Source organism: Companilactobacillus halodurans, assembly GCF_009600985.1.
GTDB classification, from domain to species: Bacteria; Bacillota; Bacilli; order Lactobacillales; family Lactobacillaceae; genus Companilactobacillus; species Companilactobacillus halodurans.
On the sequence record NZ_VDFP01000015.1, the window covers coordinates 1 to 17,260 of the forward strand.

Here is a 17,260-nt window from a genome sequence, read left to right on the forward strand (position 1 = left end):
TAAACTACAAAACTCCACGGGAACTATTCACTAGTTTCTGTGGAGTTTAGAAATGTACTTTTCTGGTACTGATATATTTCGTATTTATTTTTGGACAAGTGGCTAACTTGTTCTTGTAATTTTCGAAGAAAAACTGAAAGTCATGGTAAACAATGGTATTGAAGTAGAAATTAGAGCTGTCCCTGATGATCATAAAGTATTAATCAAAAATATACTTTAATAAATGTTAAATATACTTTAATAAATGTTATTTGAAGGGGAACTGTGAAAATGAAAACTTTTTTGATATTTCTAATTGCGTGTTTTGGTTACAGTGATTACTTTACTGGTAAATCAATGCAAACCAGACCATTGGTTTTAGGACCATTAGTAGGATTGGCCTTGGGTAATTTGGAACAAGGAGTAATAATCGGTGCAACTATGGAATTAGCCATGATGGGAGCTGTAGGTATTGGTGCAGCTTTACCCCCAGAAGTTGTTTCAGGTGGTATTTTAGGTACGGCATTTGCCATTATCGGGCATAAAGATGCGGGTATGGCCGTAGCATTGGGCTTACCAATTGCTATGTTAGTTATGCTACTTCGTAATCTATTGTTTATCGCCATTGATCCTATTTTTGCTAAACGGGCTGATAAATACGATGCGAAGGGTGATATTGAAGGTGTAAATAGGATGCACTGGTTTGGTGGTGTTTTTGGTATGTATTTACCTCTAGCTATTTTGGTTACTGTTTCCTTCCAGCTTGGTGGAGGAATAATGCAGCAAGTATTAAATATGATTCCAAAATTTATCCAAACGGGGTTGAGTATTTCGGCCGGAATTTTGCCTGCACTTGGATTTGCGATTCTACTAAGAATGATTGTAAATAAAGAAATTATTGGTTATTTAATTGTTGGGTTCGTACTTACAGCCTATCTAAAATTACCTGTTGTTGGTGTAGCATTGCTGGCTGTCGGTATTATTGCAATTTTGCTGTATGTTAACAAAGGGGTTACAACAAGAACAGAAAATAGTGGAGGTGACTCTGATGACGACTTCTAAACAAAAGGTTGATACAGAAATAACCAAAAAAGATTTAAGAAAGGTATTCTGGAAATCCTTGCCATTTGAAATATCCTGGAACTATGTTCGTCAAGATCATATGGGATTTGCTTATTCCATGTCACCAATTATTAAAAAATTGTATAAAACTAGAGAAGATAGGGCGGCTGCCTTGAAAAGACATATGGAATTTTTTAACATTACTGTATACTTCTCAACACTTGTTTTAGGTATCGTAACAGCGATGGAAAAGAAGAATGCTGAAGATGGAAAAGAATTTGATGCAACGTCTATCAATAATATTAAAGCTAGTTTGATGGGTCCCTTATCAGGCATTGGAGATTCCTTGTTTTTAGGAACATTAAGAGTTATTGCTGCCGGTATTGGCGCTTCTCTTGCAATGAAAGGCAGTATTCTTGGTGCTATTTTGTTTCTCATCCTTTATAATGTCCCTGCCTTTGCCGTAAGATATATTGGTATGATGCAAGGTTATAAAATGGGAACATCTTTCCTAGATAAAATTTCTGAGTCTGGATTGATGGATAAAGTCACAAAATTAACTGGTATTTTAGGGTTAATGACTATCGGGTCAATGGTTGCAACGATGGTAGTTATGAAAACACCATTAACTTTTGGTACTGGTAGTGCAATAACAAAAGTTCAGTCAATTTTAGATTCAATTATGCCAAAATTATTGCCTGCAATGATCACAGGAGTGATATATTGGCTTTTGAATAAGAAAATAAAGACGACAACAATTCTAATTTTAATTATTGCGTTCTCAATTGTTTGTGCTTATTTTGGTATCTTGTCAGCATAATCTTTATAAGTACAATAGACAAAAATATTTGAAATCATTTTTGATAGTTTGAGCTTTTGTAATAAATGTATTCGCCTTAGCAAGGATATATAATGAAAGTGAATAATAATTTTATGTTAGGTTTTATGCTTAATCACTGAGAAAGTGGTTAAGCTTTTTTGTATCAGTCAGGGACGTTAATTTGATTGTTATTCATAGTAGTCAAAATAAATAGTTAAAAGCAAAGATGTACATCTTGAGGTGGAACCGATGTGACAATTATAGAGAACAGAACAAAATCTGGCTGTCTGAGGATGATAAATTAGTAAAACCAAAGGCAATCATAGGTGCATAATATTGTCTCTGAAAAAATATGAATTGAATGGCAATTTATTTGAAGAATAAGTTTGAAATAGAAGTAAAAGAACAGTCTAAATATTTAGAAACAGAATCTACTTAACTTATGGGAGCAATATTTGAACAGTATTTAATGTTGCTATGGATAGTTTGGCTTTGCCTTTTATGGAAAATATATGATTAGTGAGCAAACGATGAGAAATAATAGTTCTGATATAGATCAAAAAATAGTCAGCCTATATAATTAACGATTAAGAGCTATATTAAATTGTTGATGAGGGTGTGCTAATCAGTTTTTGGTATTCCCAAGAGTGTTGAGTAATAAAGTCACTACATGTGAATCAATTGATAGCAAATCGTAAAGTGTAAGGGATACGTCTAAATCACAAATTTTTAATGGAATAATTCAACATCAAAATAAAGGTGTGCAACCACTACCAGATCCTTTTTCAAGTATATTATTAATGAACTGTTAATTATTTAATTTCTAAAGTCCTTGTGAAATCATCGTTTAAATTTAGTTTGAATATTGTTGATAAGGGAGTCATATTTAATCTTTAGGTCAACTCATTCTCTCCAGATTGATAATAATGTGAGAACAATAAATGAGTTAATAAGTACTTTTACAATCATTTGAAATTTATTCTTTCAAAGTAAATATAATTTATTGAAGTGTTGATAAAATGTTTTCTAGTTGTTTTCATTCATCGAAAATATTCTATTCTAATATATAGAAATTTTGAAATATAGTACTTTAAGAACAACAACATACCTATATTAGCCACGCAATTGAAGTGGAATGTCAAGTGTACTATTTTATGAAATTGCGTGACTTTTACTAAATTTATTCCAAGATGCGTCCTCATTAATTCATATTATGGAACCATAGAAGATAGTCGTGGAAATTTGGCGGATTATCCTATTATCCACTGTTTCTTGGTCAAGGATATTACATCATTCATTTATTCTAAAATTAGTTGCAACAAACTTATTATTACTTTTCTGGATTACGTGTTGACGATTATTTTAAAAACTATAATAAGCAATATAGCAAAGTCCATAATTTCTTAATTATAATGGAGTCTATGCATAGAATAATGGTTGATATGAAAGGATCAAAAAGCTGATAATATGGTTAGTAAATAGTAATAATTACTTTTCATTTACAATTTACTGTTAAAAATTAAAAATGAATTATATCTATTACTGAGTAAACTCAATATATATAGAAATTATTATGAGGTGGGATAATGGATTATCAAACTCGTTTGATGAATAAACAATATGAGCTTTCTGATACGGAAAATGAATTGGCAAACTATATAAAACGTAATTCTAAAGACGTAATTCATATGACAATAACAGAGGTAGCCAATGATATATATACCGTTCCAAATACGGTTATACGTTTATGTAAGAAATTGGGATATTCGGGTTATTCTGAATTGAAAATAGATTTGAAACAGGAATTATTAAAAAAAGATAAGCAATTCGATAATCGTAAAGTAATGAATAATACATTTGATTTGATTGATGAAAAAAGAGAAAAATTTGTTGTAAATAAAATAATAGATGCAGATAAAATTTTAATGTTTGCTGTTGGAGAAACATCATATCCAGTTCAGGACTTCTCGAGTACCATGAATGCTTTGAATCATAAAACAGTATTTTATACATATGAAAATCAAATTATCTCTGACATAAAAAATTCATCAAAGACTTTGATTATTTTGGTAAGTATCTCTGGTCAAAATGATCAATTAATAAAGATTGCAAAAATTGCGAGAAAAAGCGGTCAATTTGTAATTAGTTTAACTCATATTGGAAAGAATCCTCTTGAAGAACTATCAGACCTTTCGTTATTTTGTTATTCACCTTCCAGAAGAATCAAGGGTGTCAATATAACTGATAAGACTTCAGTATATATTATCCTTAATTCATTAAGAAACGCTTATATACAAGCAATTGTGTAATTATACACAGAAACCCATTCAATTAAAATGAATGGGTTTATTTAATTTAATAATCGTAAGCGATTCCTTGAAAGAGGGTATTATTAACTTGTAATAAAGGGAACATATAAAAGGGGGTTACATAATGAAATTAACAAATGCTACTTCTAAGAGTTTAATTTTTCTTGATAAAAATTTTACAAAAAAAGAAGAGATTTTTAAATATTTAACCCATGAGATGTTTGAACAGGGAAAAATTGAATCGGAAGAAGATTTTTTGCGAGCTATTCATGAACGAGAAAGGGAATCAGTCACTGGACTCAAAAATGGATTAGCAATTCCACATGGAAAATCGAATACGGTAAAGGAAGCATGTTTTGCTATATTAAGGACCAATGAAGTGGTAAGTGATTACAAGAGCCTTAATCCAACCAATGAAGTAAGATTGATTTTCTTACTTGCAATTCCATCTGCTGAGGCTGGAACAACACATTTGGAAATATTATCTGCTTTATCAACAAAACTTGCAAATTCCAATTATAGAACTGAACTTATGAATGCAAAAAGTGTTGATGAAATATATGCGTTATTAAATCAAGAAGAAAAAGAACAGAGTTCAGGCACGTCAGAATCAGATAAATCGGATAATAAAGAGCTTATTTTAGGAATTACAGCATGTGCTGCCGGAATCGCTCATACATATATGGCAGCTGAAGCGTTAAGAAAAGCAGCTCAAAAGCGTGAAATACGTGTTCATATTGAGAAACAGGGTGCTAAAGGAATTGAGGATCGTATCAGTTCAAAGGATGTTAATGAAGCTAATGTTATTATTTATGCCCACGATGTTGCATTAAAGGATTTAAATAGATTTAAAGGATTACCATCAATTGATATTCCAGTTGCAGATCCGATTAAAAATGCAGATAAAGTATTGGATGAGGCGTTAGAAAAATCAGAGGGGTATATACCTGGTTCTAAAGCAACTGTTGCCGATGATGAAGGTTTCGAAAAGGAAAAATCAATTGGAACCGAAATTAAAGATTCTGTACTAACAGGTATTTCATATATTATTCCAATCATTATTGCCGGTGGAATGATTGGTGCTATTGCTGTGATAATTACGCAATTATTTGGATTACAAGGAATGCTAAAAACAGAAAGTAGTTGGCTATTTCAATTAAAAACACTTGGTGGAAATATGCTCGGTACTTTAATGGTTCCAGTTTTATCAGCATACATGGCTTATTCAATTGGAGATAAACCAGCTCTCGGTCCTGGATTTGCCGGTGGACTTGCTGCCAATATGATTAATAGTGGCTTTCTAGGTGGTATGTTGGGAGGATTACTTGCCGGATTCCTAATTAAATGGATGAAGAAAAATATTAAGAGTGAAGGCGTCTTTTCTGGATTTATAACATTTTGGATATATCCGGTCGTTGGTTCACTAATTATTGGTATTTTGATGCTTTTTGTCGTCGGTAAACCAGTAGCTTGGATAAATACTGCCTTAGTTAACATGTTAAATGGAATGGCAGGTACAAGTGCAATTTTGCTTGGCGCTGTGATTGGTGCAATGGTTTCATTTGATTTAGGGGGCCCAGTAAATAAAGCTGCATACGCTTTTTGTCTGGGCGCCATGGCTAATGGAAATTTTGTTCCATATTGTATTTTTGCTTCTGTAAAAATGGTATCAGCATTTTCAGTTTCTGGCGCATGTTATTTAAGAAAGGATTTATTTAAACCAGAAGAACGTGAAATTGGTAATCAAACATGGATTCTTGGATTAGCAGGTATTACTGAAGGAGCAATTCCATTTGCAATGTCAGATCCAATTAGAGTTATCGGATCCTTTATTGCAGGTTCAATTGTGACTGGTGGTATTGTATCTTACTTCAATATTGGACTTAACGTTCCAGGTGCTGGAATTTTCTCGATGTTATTGTTAAAGGGTGAAATTGGTTCATTTATGGGCGCTGTCATATGTTTAGGAGCAGCATTAATAGGAGCTTTAATTTCGACCGTACTATTAATTGTAACTAGGAAACAAAAATTGGGGAAAAGCTTAACAAGAGTTTAGAAAGGAAATACTTATGAAGGTAACACAAATTATTGTTGTTCCACATATGCACTGGGACAGGGAATGGTACTTCTCAACAGAGGAATCCGAAGTTTTATTGAATAATAATTTACCAGAAATTTTAGATAAATTGGAAAGTGACCCGGATTATCCACCATTCGTTCTGGATGGACAAAGTGTGATTATTGAAGATTTTTTAAAATCGCATCCTCATGATGGGGGAAGATTTAAAAAATTAGCAAAAGAAGGAAGATTCAAGCTAGGCCCATGGTATTCCCAAACTGATGAGATGGCAGTTGGAGCTGAATCTATTACAAGAAACCTTTTATATGGATTATCCGATAGTAATAAATTTGGAACGCCGATGAAGATAGGTTACGTGCCAGACTCATTTGGTCAAAGTTCTCAGATGCCAATGATTTTAAATCAATTTAGTATTGATAAATCAATTTTTTGGAGAGGTCTGTCAGAAAGAAAAGGAACAAATAGTAATCAATTTATTTGGAAATCAAAGGATGGATCGAGAGTCTTTGTAAATCAAATGCCTGGTGGATATGCAACTGGTAAATATTTGCCACTAGATAAAGTAGAATTAAAAAATAGAATGGACCCTTTATTAGAAAAATTTGATAAATTCTCGACGACAGGTCAAGCTATATTGCCTAATGGTCATGATCAAATGCCAATTCAAAAAAATATTAAACAAGTAGTAAGTGAATTAAATGATATTTATCCGGATAGACATTTTATTATGGGAAATTATGAAGATATATTTGATCATATTGAAGATAATAGTGCCGATTTGGACAAAGTTAGCGGCGAATTTTACGATGGGAAATATGAAAGAGTACACAGAAGTATTCAAAGTACACGTATGGATTTGAAAGTCATGAATACTAGAATTGAGAATAAGATTACCAATTTATTGGAACCGTTGGCTTCCATCGCCTATAAATTAGGATTTGAATATTACCGTGGAATGATGGAGGAGATTTGGAAAGAGCTAATGAAAAATCATGCTCATGATAGTATGGGTGCATGTTGTTCAGATAAAGTCCATGAAGAAATTAGAGAGAGATATTTCAAAGCAGAGGAATATACTGATAGATTAATCGATTATTACAAAAGAAAAATCACTGAAGCCAGCACGGTTCAACCTGGGGATGATAAGTTAACTTTATTTAATTTATTGCCCAAAGATGAAAATAGATTAGTTACTGCCGAGGTAATAACAAAGAACAAGGGATTTAAGCTAATAGATGCTGATGGTAAAACAGTTCCATTCGACCTAATTAATAAAGAAATTGTTGATCCAGGATTGATTGATCGCCAACTTGTTGCACATTCGCAATATAATCCTTTTCATAAGTATACTATTCAGTTTAATAGACACTTTACCGGGGTTAGTTATGAAGTTTTAGCGATTAACTTTGATAATACTGTGTTAAGTTTGGAATCTCAAAACAATTTAAATAAAGTGATTGAAACTGATAGTTATAAAATGTCATTCAATACTGACGGAACAATCGATTTGACTAATAAGATAAATGGAAAAGTTTATAAGAAGGTATTGAATATGGAATTACAAGGTGATGATGGCGATGAATATGATTTTTCACCGTTACCAAATCCAATTAAGTTGTATTCGAAAGATATGGTTAACAATGCAACAATTAATCTAGACAGAAATAAATATATGATAAAAGCTTCAATTTTATATGAATTGACGGTGCCTAACGGGTTGAATCAATGGATTACGTGTGACAGTTGGAGTGGAAATATTCAAATTCATTTAGATTTAGACATTCCCATTTCTGGCAAAACTATCGGTTTAAAAGTAACAGTGAACAATCAAGCAAATAATGTTCGATTACGTTTATTAGTGCCTACAGAAATAATTAGTCAAAATTCGACTAGTGATGTTCAATTTGGATTAATTGATAGACCTAATTACGATCCAGCTATGGAACAATGGAAAAAAGAAGAATGGAAAGAACGTCCAGACTCAATTTATCCATTTTTATCACATGTAGAAGTAACGGATGATAAATCATCAGTGGCTGTGATTACAAATAGTTCACGAGAGTATCAAATTGTAAACAGTAAGACAATTGCTATAACGTTGATTCGTGGAGTTGGAGTTCTAGGAAAAGCAAATTTAGTAAGAAGGCCTGGACGACCATCTGGAATAAATGCTCCTACACCTGATTCACAATGTATTGGTAGTCTTTCGTTAAACTTTGGATTGATTTTTTCAGATAATCCATCAAAAGAAACCCATTATGGACAAATTGCTAAGGAGTTTTTAACACCAGTAGTTTCGTATAATCAATTACCAAATGTAGCAATGCATATGAATAAATCTGTAATCAAGGTACCAAGGCTGTTTACCCTATTTCAAGAGAACACTAATTTAGTATTAAGTGACATCAAAATATCTGAGGATGGTAAGAAAGTTCTCGTAAGATTTTACAATGATTCTGAGACAAAATTACCAGTATTATCTGGCAATCAATATACATTAAATGAGCAAAAGGTATCTGATATTCGGAGTACTATCAATCCGAATAGTGTTGGAACATTTGAAATTTAATCATGATTTTCACCAAATAAATTTTTGTGTTTGTATCTAAGCTTTATTAATATAGGATATTGATTTTGTATAATCATAAATTAATTACTATTATGCCGATATCAATGATATAGTTGGATGCTTTTTCACGATATGATTAGTAACGCCTTTAGATTTGTGCCTTTTAATGTTTGGTCACACTTTATAATTTGTGATATTTTAAAGAACTTCTTTAAGAAAATATAAGATTATAATTATCCTAAAATAAAGGAATGTATCAACTGGAAAAATTCAATTGATATAGTCCTTTATTTTTCTATTACACAATTACATTTGATGAAGAGCCGAGTTTTCAGGTTTCACAAGCCCTTTTTTGGTTGAGTGGCAAAATATCATCATTTAGCTAAAAGCTGTATAATGAAAATTGTAATCGTTCACAAGGAGGCAGCAATGAAAAAAATTATTAATAATGTTGAGGACATTGTACCTGAAATGATTTCAGGACTTGTTAAGACCAATTCGGATTTAGTAAGACAGATTGAAGGAACAACCGCTGTTGTTAGAAATGACGAAAAATTTAAGAACAATCAGCAAGTTGGCGTCGTTTCCGGTGGCGGCAGCGGTCATGAACCATTGCATGCTGGCTATGTTGGCGACGGGATGCTGAGTGCCGCTGTGGCCGGAGAAGTCTTTACTTCACCAACGCCTGACCAAATTTATGAAGCTATCAAAGCTGTTGATCAAGGCCAAGGCGTCTTGTTAATTGTTAAAAATTATTCTGGCGATGTTATGAATTTTGATATGGCTAAGGAAATGGCTGAAGCCGATGATATTAAAATTAAGACAATCGTTGTTGACGATGATATTTCTGTAAAAAATAGTGAATTTACCCAGGGCAAACGTGGCGTTGCCGGGACTGCTCTAGTTGAAAAAATTGTCGGAGGAGCAGCTAGATCTGGCATGTCCTTAGACGATTTGGCCAAATTAGGACAATCCGTTATCGATAATACTAAAACGATTGGAATTGCCTTACACGCAGCCACAGTCCCCGCTGTTGGTCATCCTGGATTTGAACTTGAAAAAGATCAAATCGAATACGGTATTGGTATTCATAATGAACGTGGTTATGCAGTTGAAAAAATCCAACCATCGAAAAAATTGGCTCATGAATTAATTGAGAAAATTCTTGAAGAATTTAAAGATCAAACAGGTCAGTTTGCCATTTTAGTAAACGGCATGGGCGGAACACCTTTAATGGAACAATATATTTTTGCTAATGATGTTTTAAAAGAATTAGATGATAAGAAAATCGATGTAGAGTTCAGCAAAGTTGGTAATCTTGTTACTTCACTAGATATGCAAGGACTTTCATTGACTATCATGAAAGCAAATGATGAATTTATTAAATACTTAAAAGAACCAGTTACTACAATTGCTTGGTAGAGAGGAAAATTTTATGAAAATAGAATTAGCTGACGCAAAAAAATGGATTGAAAGTTTTGTAAAAAAATTAGAAGATGAAAAATCAACGCTAAATGAACTTGACACAGCTATTGGTGATGGCGACCACGGAACTAACATGGACCGCGGGGCTAAAGCTGTGACTGACTCCTTTGATAAAAAGGAACCAGGCAACTTAGCTGACCTTTACAAAGCAACAGCCTTTGCCATGATTCAAAAGGTTGGTGGAGCTTCTGGTCCTTTGTATGGAACAGCCTTTTTGGATATGTCTAAGGCGGTTAAAGAAGACAATCTTGAATTAGCAGATTTGATTCAAACCGGAACTGATGGCATTAAACGTCGCGGTGAATCTGACACTGGCATGAAGACGATGATTGATGTTTGGCAACCAATCAGTGAAGCTTTAAAAAATGACAAGTTCAATCAACAAGTGATTGACGATGCTTTAAATAGCACCAAAGATATGGTCGCAACTAAGGGCCGTGCTAGTTATTTGGAGGAAAAATCAAAAGGTCACTTAGATCCAGGTGCTCAATCAAGTGCTTATTTATTTGAATCATTACTCGAAGTAATCGGAGGCTAATTATGAAATACGGAATTTTAATTGTTTCACACTCACCAAAAATTGCTGCTGGGGTAAAAGATTTGATATCTCAAGCTGCTCCGGATTTATCAATTACCACTGCTGGAGGAACAGATGAAGACAAAATTGGTTCTTCATTGGAAAAAATTCAACAAGCAGTTGATGACAATACTGGCGACGAAATCTTAGCTTTTTATGATTTAGGAAGCTCAAAGATGAATCTTGAAATGTTGTTGGAAATGACAGATAAGAAGATTCATAAATATGATGTTGCTTTAGTTGAGGGAGCCTATACGGCAGCCACTTTGGCTGAAGTCGAAACACCTTTAAAAGATATTGAAAGCAATTTGAAACCTTTAAAGATTAAGTAGTTGATATAGATAGCTTCTTCTTTATGATTTTTCGCTCTCACTTGATTAATAAAAAATAATTATATTAAAATATTTTAATCAACGATATGATTATGAGTAATATTTTAAAAAGGGAGTCGTCGATGGATATTTGGGAGAAACTATATAATGTAGCAAAGCCCTTGTATAAACCAGCAGAATTAAATGAATTTATCTATGCCAATAATGTTGTTTGTGCCTTAGAATCTAAATCAGGCAAAATTATACGGGATATTGTATTGAGATGGCCTGTGGCACAATCAATCTTTGTGCTGAAAGAGTGGCATTGTTGAATATGCTGCAAGACAGTGGCGAACGAGAAGTAAAAAGGATTATTGCTTTTCGTGAAAATCCACCATCTGGTTTGGATGGCTTACCTTGTGGTACTTGTCGAGAGACTTTAATGCAGTTTTCCGAAAAGAATCAAGAGACAGAGATAATGTTTAATTACGAAAATCGGAAAATTGTTAAGCTAGGCGAGTTGTTACCAGATTGGTGGGGAACTATTAAAACTAAATAAATTTATTTTTAAATAATTTATAGGTTGTTGTTAAAAAGCAAACAAAAACATCTCTTATCTTCCTTATAAAGGAGGTAAGGGATGTTTTTGTGTCTTATTAATGATTACTTCCAACGACTTTTACTTTAACTCTAGTAGTATCACCAGGAGCATAGGATAGTGGGGTTTCTTCAACTGAAACTGTTTCAATCGTGCTACCTACAGCACCTGCATTGACGGCTTGTTCGTTGGCTTGATTTTCGGCATCTTTAATAGCATCTTTACGTTTTATCTCAACATATTGATATACCTTCTCATATTCACCACCAATTTGAGCAATAGTCGCTCCAATAGCGTTAGCAACACCACCAAATTCATCTGTATAAATTTTTGAGACACCTTTAAGTTTATTAGGAGCAATAATTGCTCCACCACCGACAAGAATAACAGGAACATCTGTAGAACTTGTTTTCATTCGATCAATGCCATCTTCAATAATTTCAGTGATTTTATCCATGGCCTTTTTAGCTGTTTTATCATTAATAGATTCTACAAGTTCAGGATTACCAAGATTTGACATACCAAGTTTTACAGCAATATCGGTAGTCGTTAACGTGTTGCCCCCGAAAACTTTAGCTTCCTGAGTAATTTTATAACCAACACTATCAGGCCCCACAGTTACTGAACCATCAGGTTGTTCTCTGATAATACTTCCACCACCTAAACCGACGGATAAAATGTCGGGCATCCGAAAGTTAGTTTGGATGCCTCCGACTGTAACAGATTTTGACGATTCACGAGGGAATCCGTTTACCAAGACTCCAATGTCTGAGGTAGTTCCTCCAATATCCAACACTAAGGCGTCTTTTTGATTTGAAAGATAAGCGGCACCACGAATACTATTTGTTGGACCACTACCAATAGTTAGGATGGGATGACTTTTTGCATATTCCATGGACATTAAAGTTCCATCATTTTGACAAAGATATTGCTTGGCATTAGTGATGCCCTCTTGTTTCAGAGCATTATGGAAACCATCTGTAACTAGCTTGATAACTTTAAATAGAGCAGTATTTAAAATGGTTGCATTTTCACGACCGATTAAACCAATTGATCCAATAGTTGACGAACATGAAACGGGGATGGCGTCTCCCAAAATATCATGAGCCAGCTTTTCAACTTTTTGTTCTTGATCATTATTAATTGATGAAAAGACACCGACAACAGCAATACCATCTACTTTGTTTTTCCAACTATTTAATACATCTTTTACTTCTGCTTCATCGAAGGGGACTATTTCATCTCCATTGAATTCGTATCCACCATGGACAAGAGAATATGTATTAGAAAGAATCTTAGTAATATCTTTAGGCCATTCAGTGTATGGAAGAATAGAAGCTGTAGCCGGATATCCAATACGAATAATGCCAACTTTTCCTAAACTGTGACGTTCAACAATAGCATTAGTTGCTTGAGTGGTACCCAACATTGCTTCATTGATGTTTTTCACATCAATGTTTGATTGCTTGATCACTTTATGAATTGAATTATTGATTCCACTTTCAATATCTTCAGTTGTATGTGTCTTAATACTTGAAATAACTTTTAAATCTTGATTTAAAATAACTGCATCTGTATTAGTGCCACCAACATCGATTCCTAACTTATACATCTTATTCGCCTCTGTTTTCAACAAAATTTTTATATCTCTTTTCGATAGGTACGTAATCAACGTCGTACTTGAAATAACGTGGGCCAACTGATTTGATTCCAGCGGGAGTTCGCCACTGTTTATTTGCGGGAAGTCCAAGAACGTGAACTCTCTTTCCATAACGTATTTCCTCGTTAGTTACGGGCTGAAGAGTGTCAATATCTACCATTGTTATAAGATCAGGGGCTGTTGCTAAAATCTGATTATTTACTTTAAAAATAATATTCTCATTTTGAAACGAGATAGTTCCGGTTGAATCTTGATCAGAGTTTAATCCTTGAATAGTTGTTTCCCCAAAATTAAATCCACCTTTCGTGGTATGTTCGATATCCACGATTTTGCCGGTAAATAAACGGAATCCATTGGTGATTTCAAGTAACTTATTTAGAGCCTCAGCAACTGAGTTGAATTCATTAGCTTTTTCAATTAATTGGCCGATTTTTTGACTTTTTGTAACGATTCCTAAAACTCCAGCCTCTCTTAATTCTTTACCTGTGAGCCCATCACTTGCCATTGTGGCAGTTGCTCCCATTTCAACAGTGATATTTCTAGCAATTCTTTCTGCCCAAACAGGGCTAACTGTATTAATCAAACCAGTATTACCACGTTCATCTGTTAAAACCATGGGTGTTACAGGATGTCCCGCTAAAACAAAAGTCGACATTTGTAATTCCGGAAATGCTCTTCCCATACCGTCAGCATCTACTATGGGCATGTTCATATCACTTGCTGCGATTATTGGCATCATTGAATTGATACCACCAGCTTCAATTGGGAAAGTTCCAGAAATTTTTTTTCCATAATAGTTTTTCATCATTTCAAAAGATCGACGAAATTCACTGCCATTGGGAAATTTTTCCATGGAAACAGCAGGAGCTCCGATTGAAGATGCTGAAACAAAGAAATCATTATCATCTGTTTCTAGTGGAGACAATAAGGTAACTGGACCATTTTTCTTAATCATTGAAAGTGCCATTAATTTTCCGATGTAAGGATTACCACCACCACCAGCGCCCAATAAAGCTGCACCAGTAGCAATTTGGTTAATATCTTTTTCATAAAGTTTTCTACTCATTTTTTCCTATCGTCTCTTTTCGTTAAAAATTATGATTCTGTGACTGCTAAATTCTTTTTTCCAAACAATTTCATGCCAACGTAATAAATTAATCCAGAAGCAATAATTACGGTAATGGATTGAATTCCCCAATTAACAAAATAACCAACAAGTGATCCTCCTATCCAAGCCACGATAGTGACAATTGGAAATTTTTCGGTATCTTCTGGTAAAGAATTTTTTTCATGGCTTTCTTTAAGAGATTTTCTGTCTCTTTTTAAAATCCAATAATCAACAAACATAATTGATGCAACTGGAGGGAAAATAACTCCTAAAACAGTTAGAAATGATGAAAATTTATCTATCAAACCTATAACTGAAAGAAATGTTCCAACGCAACCAGCAACGATGGTTACCCAAGCTCTATTTAAACTAATGTGAAAGACTTGTTTGAAAAAATTAACAATGTTAAGACTTGCTGAATAAAGATTCAAATCATTAACTTTAACGGATGATAAAACAATTAATGCAATTCCAAATAAACCAGTAAGTTGGTAAATAATTGGCATGATTTTACTTGTGCCAACAGCATGTGCCATCAGAACTCCGATTACGTTGACGCCAAGTTCTCCAACTAAAGTGCCAATTACACAAATCCAAAATACATCTTTACTATTTCTTGAACGACGAGTGAGATCAGGCATGATAATGGCTCCAACGATAAAATTACCAGTCACCATCGTAATTGCTGAACTTAAAGTCATTGCTGCACCTGGTGCAGCCATCGTGATTAATCCTGAAATAGTATGTCCTTTCAACATGTTATAAACTGCAACGCCAATGACCACTATAAAGGCAGGTACAGAAATATTAGTTGTCCAACTTAATCCTTTGAATCCGAAAATAACTGATAACGTGACAGCTAAACCAGTTATTGTTGAAACGACACCAAAATTAGCATTGTTGCCGATAATTGAAACAATCCCTTGAGCAAAAACTGAATTTTGAATACCGAACCATCCAATTAAACTAATGGCAAAAGTTAAACTAACAACAGCTGATCCTATCGTTCCAAAACCTGACCATTTAGAGAGCAAACTAGTCGCCAGTCCTTCTTTTTGTCCAGCTAAACCTAATCCATATGCAATAAACTGTAAAATAACACTCCCAATAATGGTGGATAAAACGGCATCTCGAAATGTCATTCCGTAGCCCAATTCAGCTCCCAGCATAAATTGGCTTAAACAAACAAAACCACCAATTTGTACCATAAGAATTTTCCACATAGGTTCACGTTCAGAATCAGGAACACGTTGAGTTGAGTAGTCGTCAAAGGTTCCTTCACTAGATGTTTGTGTTGCGGGTGTATCTTCTTTATCTAAGTCCATAAAAATCCTCCTTTAAATATTGGTAATGTGATTTTGATCCACTTATAAAGCAAATTAGAAACCCATTAGAAATATTAGATTTATATTAGAGAACGTTAGCAGAATGTTTGTGAAAAATCAATAAGTCTTTTGAAAATTTGCTAAAAAAGGAATTTTATTTCGTAAAAGCTGAATAATAAATACTTATAAAATAAAAATGTACTTATAAAATAAAAATGTACTTATAAAATAAAAATGTTAGGTAAAAAGAAACGGTTTTTGAATTATTGAAACAAATTTGCAGTTGAAATTAAGCAAAATATCATAATACGGTTAAAAATAATCAAAAATTTGTTTATTTCAGTAAACGGTCTTTAAAACGATTTTTAAATTAAAATAAATTTAATTAATTAATAAATAAAGTTGACATGATTATAAAAGGTGATAATCTAAACCTCAAAATATAAAAAAATTAAAGGATGAAATCGAATGAAAAGTATTACAAGGATATTAACTTTGAAAAATGGATACCACCTTTGGTCACATACTTTTAATTTAGGAGCTAAAGATAAACTATTGTGTGTTCATGGTGGACCTGGAGATACTCACGAAGTTTTTGAACGTTTTGGTCAGGAATTGGAAACCCTTGATATTGAGGTAACAATGTACGATCAACTAGGTTCTTGGTATTCAGATACACCAGACTGGGATAATACAGAAATTTTTAAGAAATATATGAGTGAAGATTATTATTTGAGTGAACTAGAAGAGGTTCGTCAAATCTTGGGATACGATGATTTTTATTTGGCTGGTCATTCTTGGGGTGGAATGCTATCAATGATGTATGCCAATAAATTTCAAATCCATTTAAAAGGATTAATTATTATTGGCATGATTGATAATATTCCTGATTATGTGGATAATATGAAAAAAATTCGTTTACAGGAATTTTCATCGGCAGAAAATGCTTATATGGAGGATATAGAAGCTCGTGGCGAGTGGAAAGATGCTCAATATCAAAAATATATAACTCATTTGTATCATGAATATATCAATAGGCGTCAACCAGAAAAAAAATCACATTTGATCGATATTCAAGACAAACAAGTTTATAACAATTTCCAAGGTGACAATGAATTTGTTGTTGTGGGAGATTTAGGGGATTGGGATTTTTCAAAGGAAGTTAGAACATTTAAAATTCCAACGTTGTTATCATTTGGTGATCATGAAACCATACCGTTAGATACAGCTAAAAAAATGAATAAAGAAATTCCTGATTCAAGGTTAGTTGTAACACCTGATTCTGGTCATAATCAGATGATAGATAATCCAGGGGTATTTTTCTCAAATTTGAGAAACTATTTCTTAGATATGCGAGCAGGTAAAAGTATGAATTAA

General features: G+C 33.4%; 13 protein-coding genes. 10 read left to right on the forward strand and 3 right to left on the reverse strand.

Translation table 11 applies throughout. The features are described from left to right. The first annotated feature begins 270 nt into the window (after positions 1-270). The 9 genes from FHL06_RS08045 to FHL06_RS08085 all read left to right on the forward strand — a co-directional run bounded on the left by FHL06_RS08045 (position 271) and on the right by FHL06_RS08085 (position 11,751). Positions 271-1,041 (forward strand): PTS mannose/fructose/sorbose/N-acetylgalactosamine transporter subunit IIC, encoded by a 771-nt coding sequence (locus tag FHL06_RS08045; RefSeq protein WP_153385712.1) that lies wholly within the window; start codon positions 271-273, stop codon positions 1,039-1,041. Next, positions 1,028-1,861: a PTS system mannose/fructose/sorbose family transporter subunit IID gene (locus FHL06_RS08050; protein WP_153385713.1), complete on the forward strand. Its 834-nt coding sequence runs from the start codon at positions 1,028-1,030 to the stop codon at positions 1,859-1,861. Before FHL06_RS08045 ends, FHL06_RS08050 begins: the two co-directional genes overlap by 14 nt. Positions 1,862-3,447: 1,586 nt before the next feature. Continuing rightward, complete coding sequence (locus tag FHL06_RS08055) at positions 3,448-4,170, forward strand: MurR/RpiR family transcriptional regulator (protein ID WP_153385714.1); 723 nt, start codon at positions 3,448-3,450, stop codon at positions 4,168-4,170. Positions 4,171-4,294: 124 nt separating this feature from the next. Continuing rightward, entirely contained in the window at positions 4,295-6,226 is a 1,932-nt protein-coding gene (gene mngA, locus FHL06_RS08060) for a PTS 2-O-a-mannosyl-D-glycerate transporter subunit IIABC (RefSeq protein WP_153385715.1), read from the forward strand. A 13-nt stretch (positions 6,227-6,239) separates the two neighbouring features. Beyond that, positions 6,240-8,819, forward strand: a complete 2,580-nt coding sequence (locus FHL06_RS08065) for a glycoside hydrolase family 38 N-terminal domain-containing protein (RefSeq protein WP_153385716.1) — start codon at positions 6,240-6,242, stop codon at positions 8,817-8,819. 429 nt (positions 8,820-9,248) lie between these two features. Further along, entirely contained in the window at positions 9,249-10,241 is a 993-nt protein-coding gene (dhaK, locus tag FHL06_RS08070) for a dihydroxyacetone kinase subunit DhaK (RefSeq protein ID WP_153385717.1), read from the forward strand. A 13-nt stretch (positions 10,242-10,254) separates the two neighbouring features. After that, complete coding sequence (gene dhaL, locus FHL06_RS08075) at positions 10,255-10,842, forward strand: dihydroxyacetone kinase subunit DhaL (protein ID WP_153385718.1); 588 nt, start codon at positions 10,255-10,257, stop codon at positions 10,840-10,842. A gap of 2 nt (positions 10,843-10,844) precedes the next feature. Further along, positions 10,845-11,213, forward strand: coding sequence for a dihydroxyacetone kinase phosphoryl donor subunit DhaM (dhaM, locus tag FHL06_RS08080; RefSeq protein ID WP_153385719.1), 369 nt, complete (start codon positions 10,845-10,847; stop codon positions 11,211-11,213). 262 nt (positions 11,214-11,475) lie between these two features. Beyond that, the gene (locus tag FHL06_RS08085) at positions 11,476-11,751 is read left to right on the forward strand and encodes a hypothetical protein (protein ID WP_420360962.1); all 276 of its coding nucleotides are present in this window, start codon (positions 11,476-11,478) and stop codon (positions 11,749-11,751) included. Between the two features lie 97 nt (positions 11,752-11,848). On the opposite strand, the gene FHL06_RS08090 is transcribed toward FHL06_RS08085, so the two are convergent. Genes FHL06_RS08090 through FHL06_RS08100 form a run of 3 tightly spaced genes read right to left on the reverse strand, consistent with a single transcriptional unit; the run spans position 11,849 to position 15,883 of the window. Beyond that, positions 11,849-13,402: a hydantoinase/oxoprolinase N-terminal domain-containing protein gene (locus tag FHL06_RS08090; protein ID WP_153385720.1), complete on the reverse strand. Its 1,554-nt coding sequence runs from the start codon at positions 13,400-13,402 to the stop codon at positions 11,849-11,851. A gap of 1 nt (position 13,403) precedes the next feature. Then, complete coding sequence (locus tag FHL06_RS08095) at positions 13,404-14,516, reverse strand: DUF917 domain-containing protein (protein ID WP_153385721.1); 1,113 nt, start codon at positions 14,514-14,516, stop codon at positions 13,404-13,406. 29 nt (positions 14,517-14,545) lie between these two features. Continuing rightward, the gene (locus FHL06_RS08100) at positions 14,546-15,883 is read right to left on the reverse strand and encodes a purine-cytosine permease family protein (RefSeq protein WP_153385722.1); all 1,338 of its coding nucleotides are present in this window, start codon (positions 15,881-15,883) and stop codon (positions 14,546-14,548) included. Between the two features lie 468 nt (positions 15,884-16,351). On the opposite strand from FHL06_RS08100, the gene FHL06_RS08105 reads away from it, so the two are divergent. Next, positions 16,352-17,260, forward strand: a complete 909-nt coding sequence (locus tag FHL06_RS08105) for a proline iminopeptidase-family hydrolase (protein ID WP_153385723.1) — start codon at positions 16,352-16,354, stop codon at positions 17,258-17,260.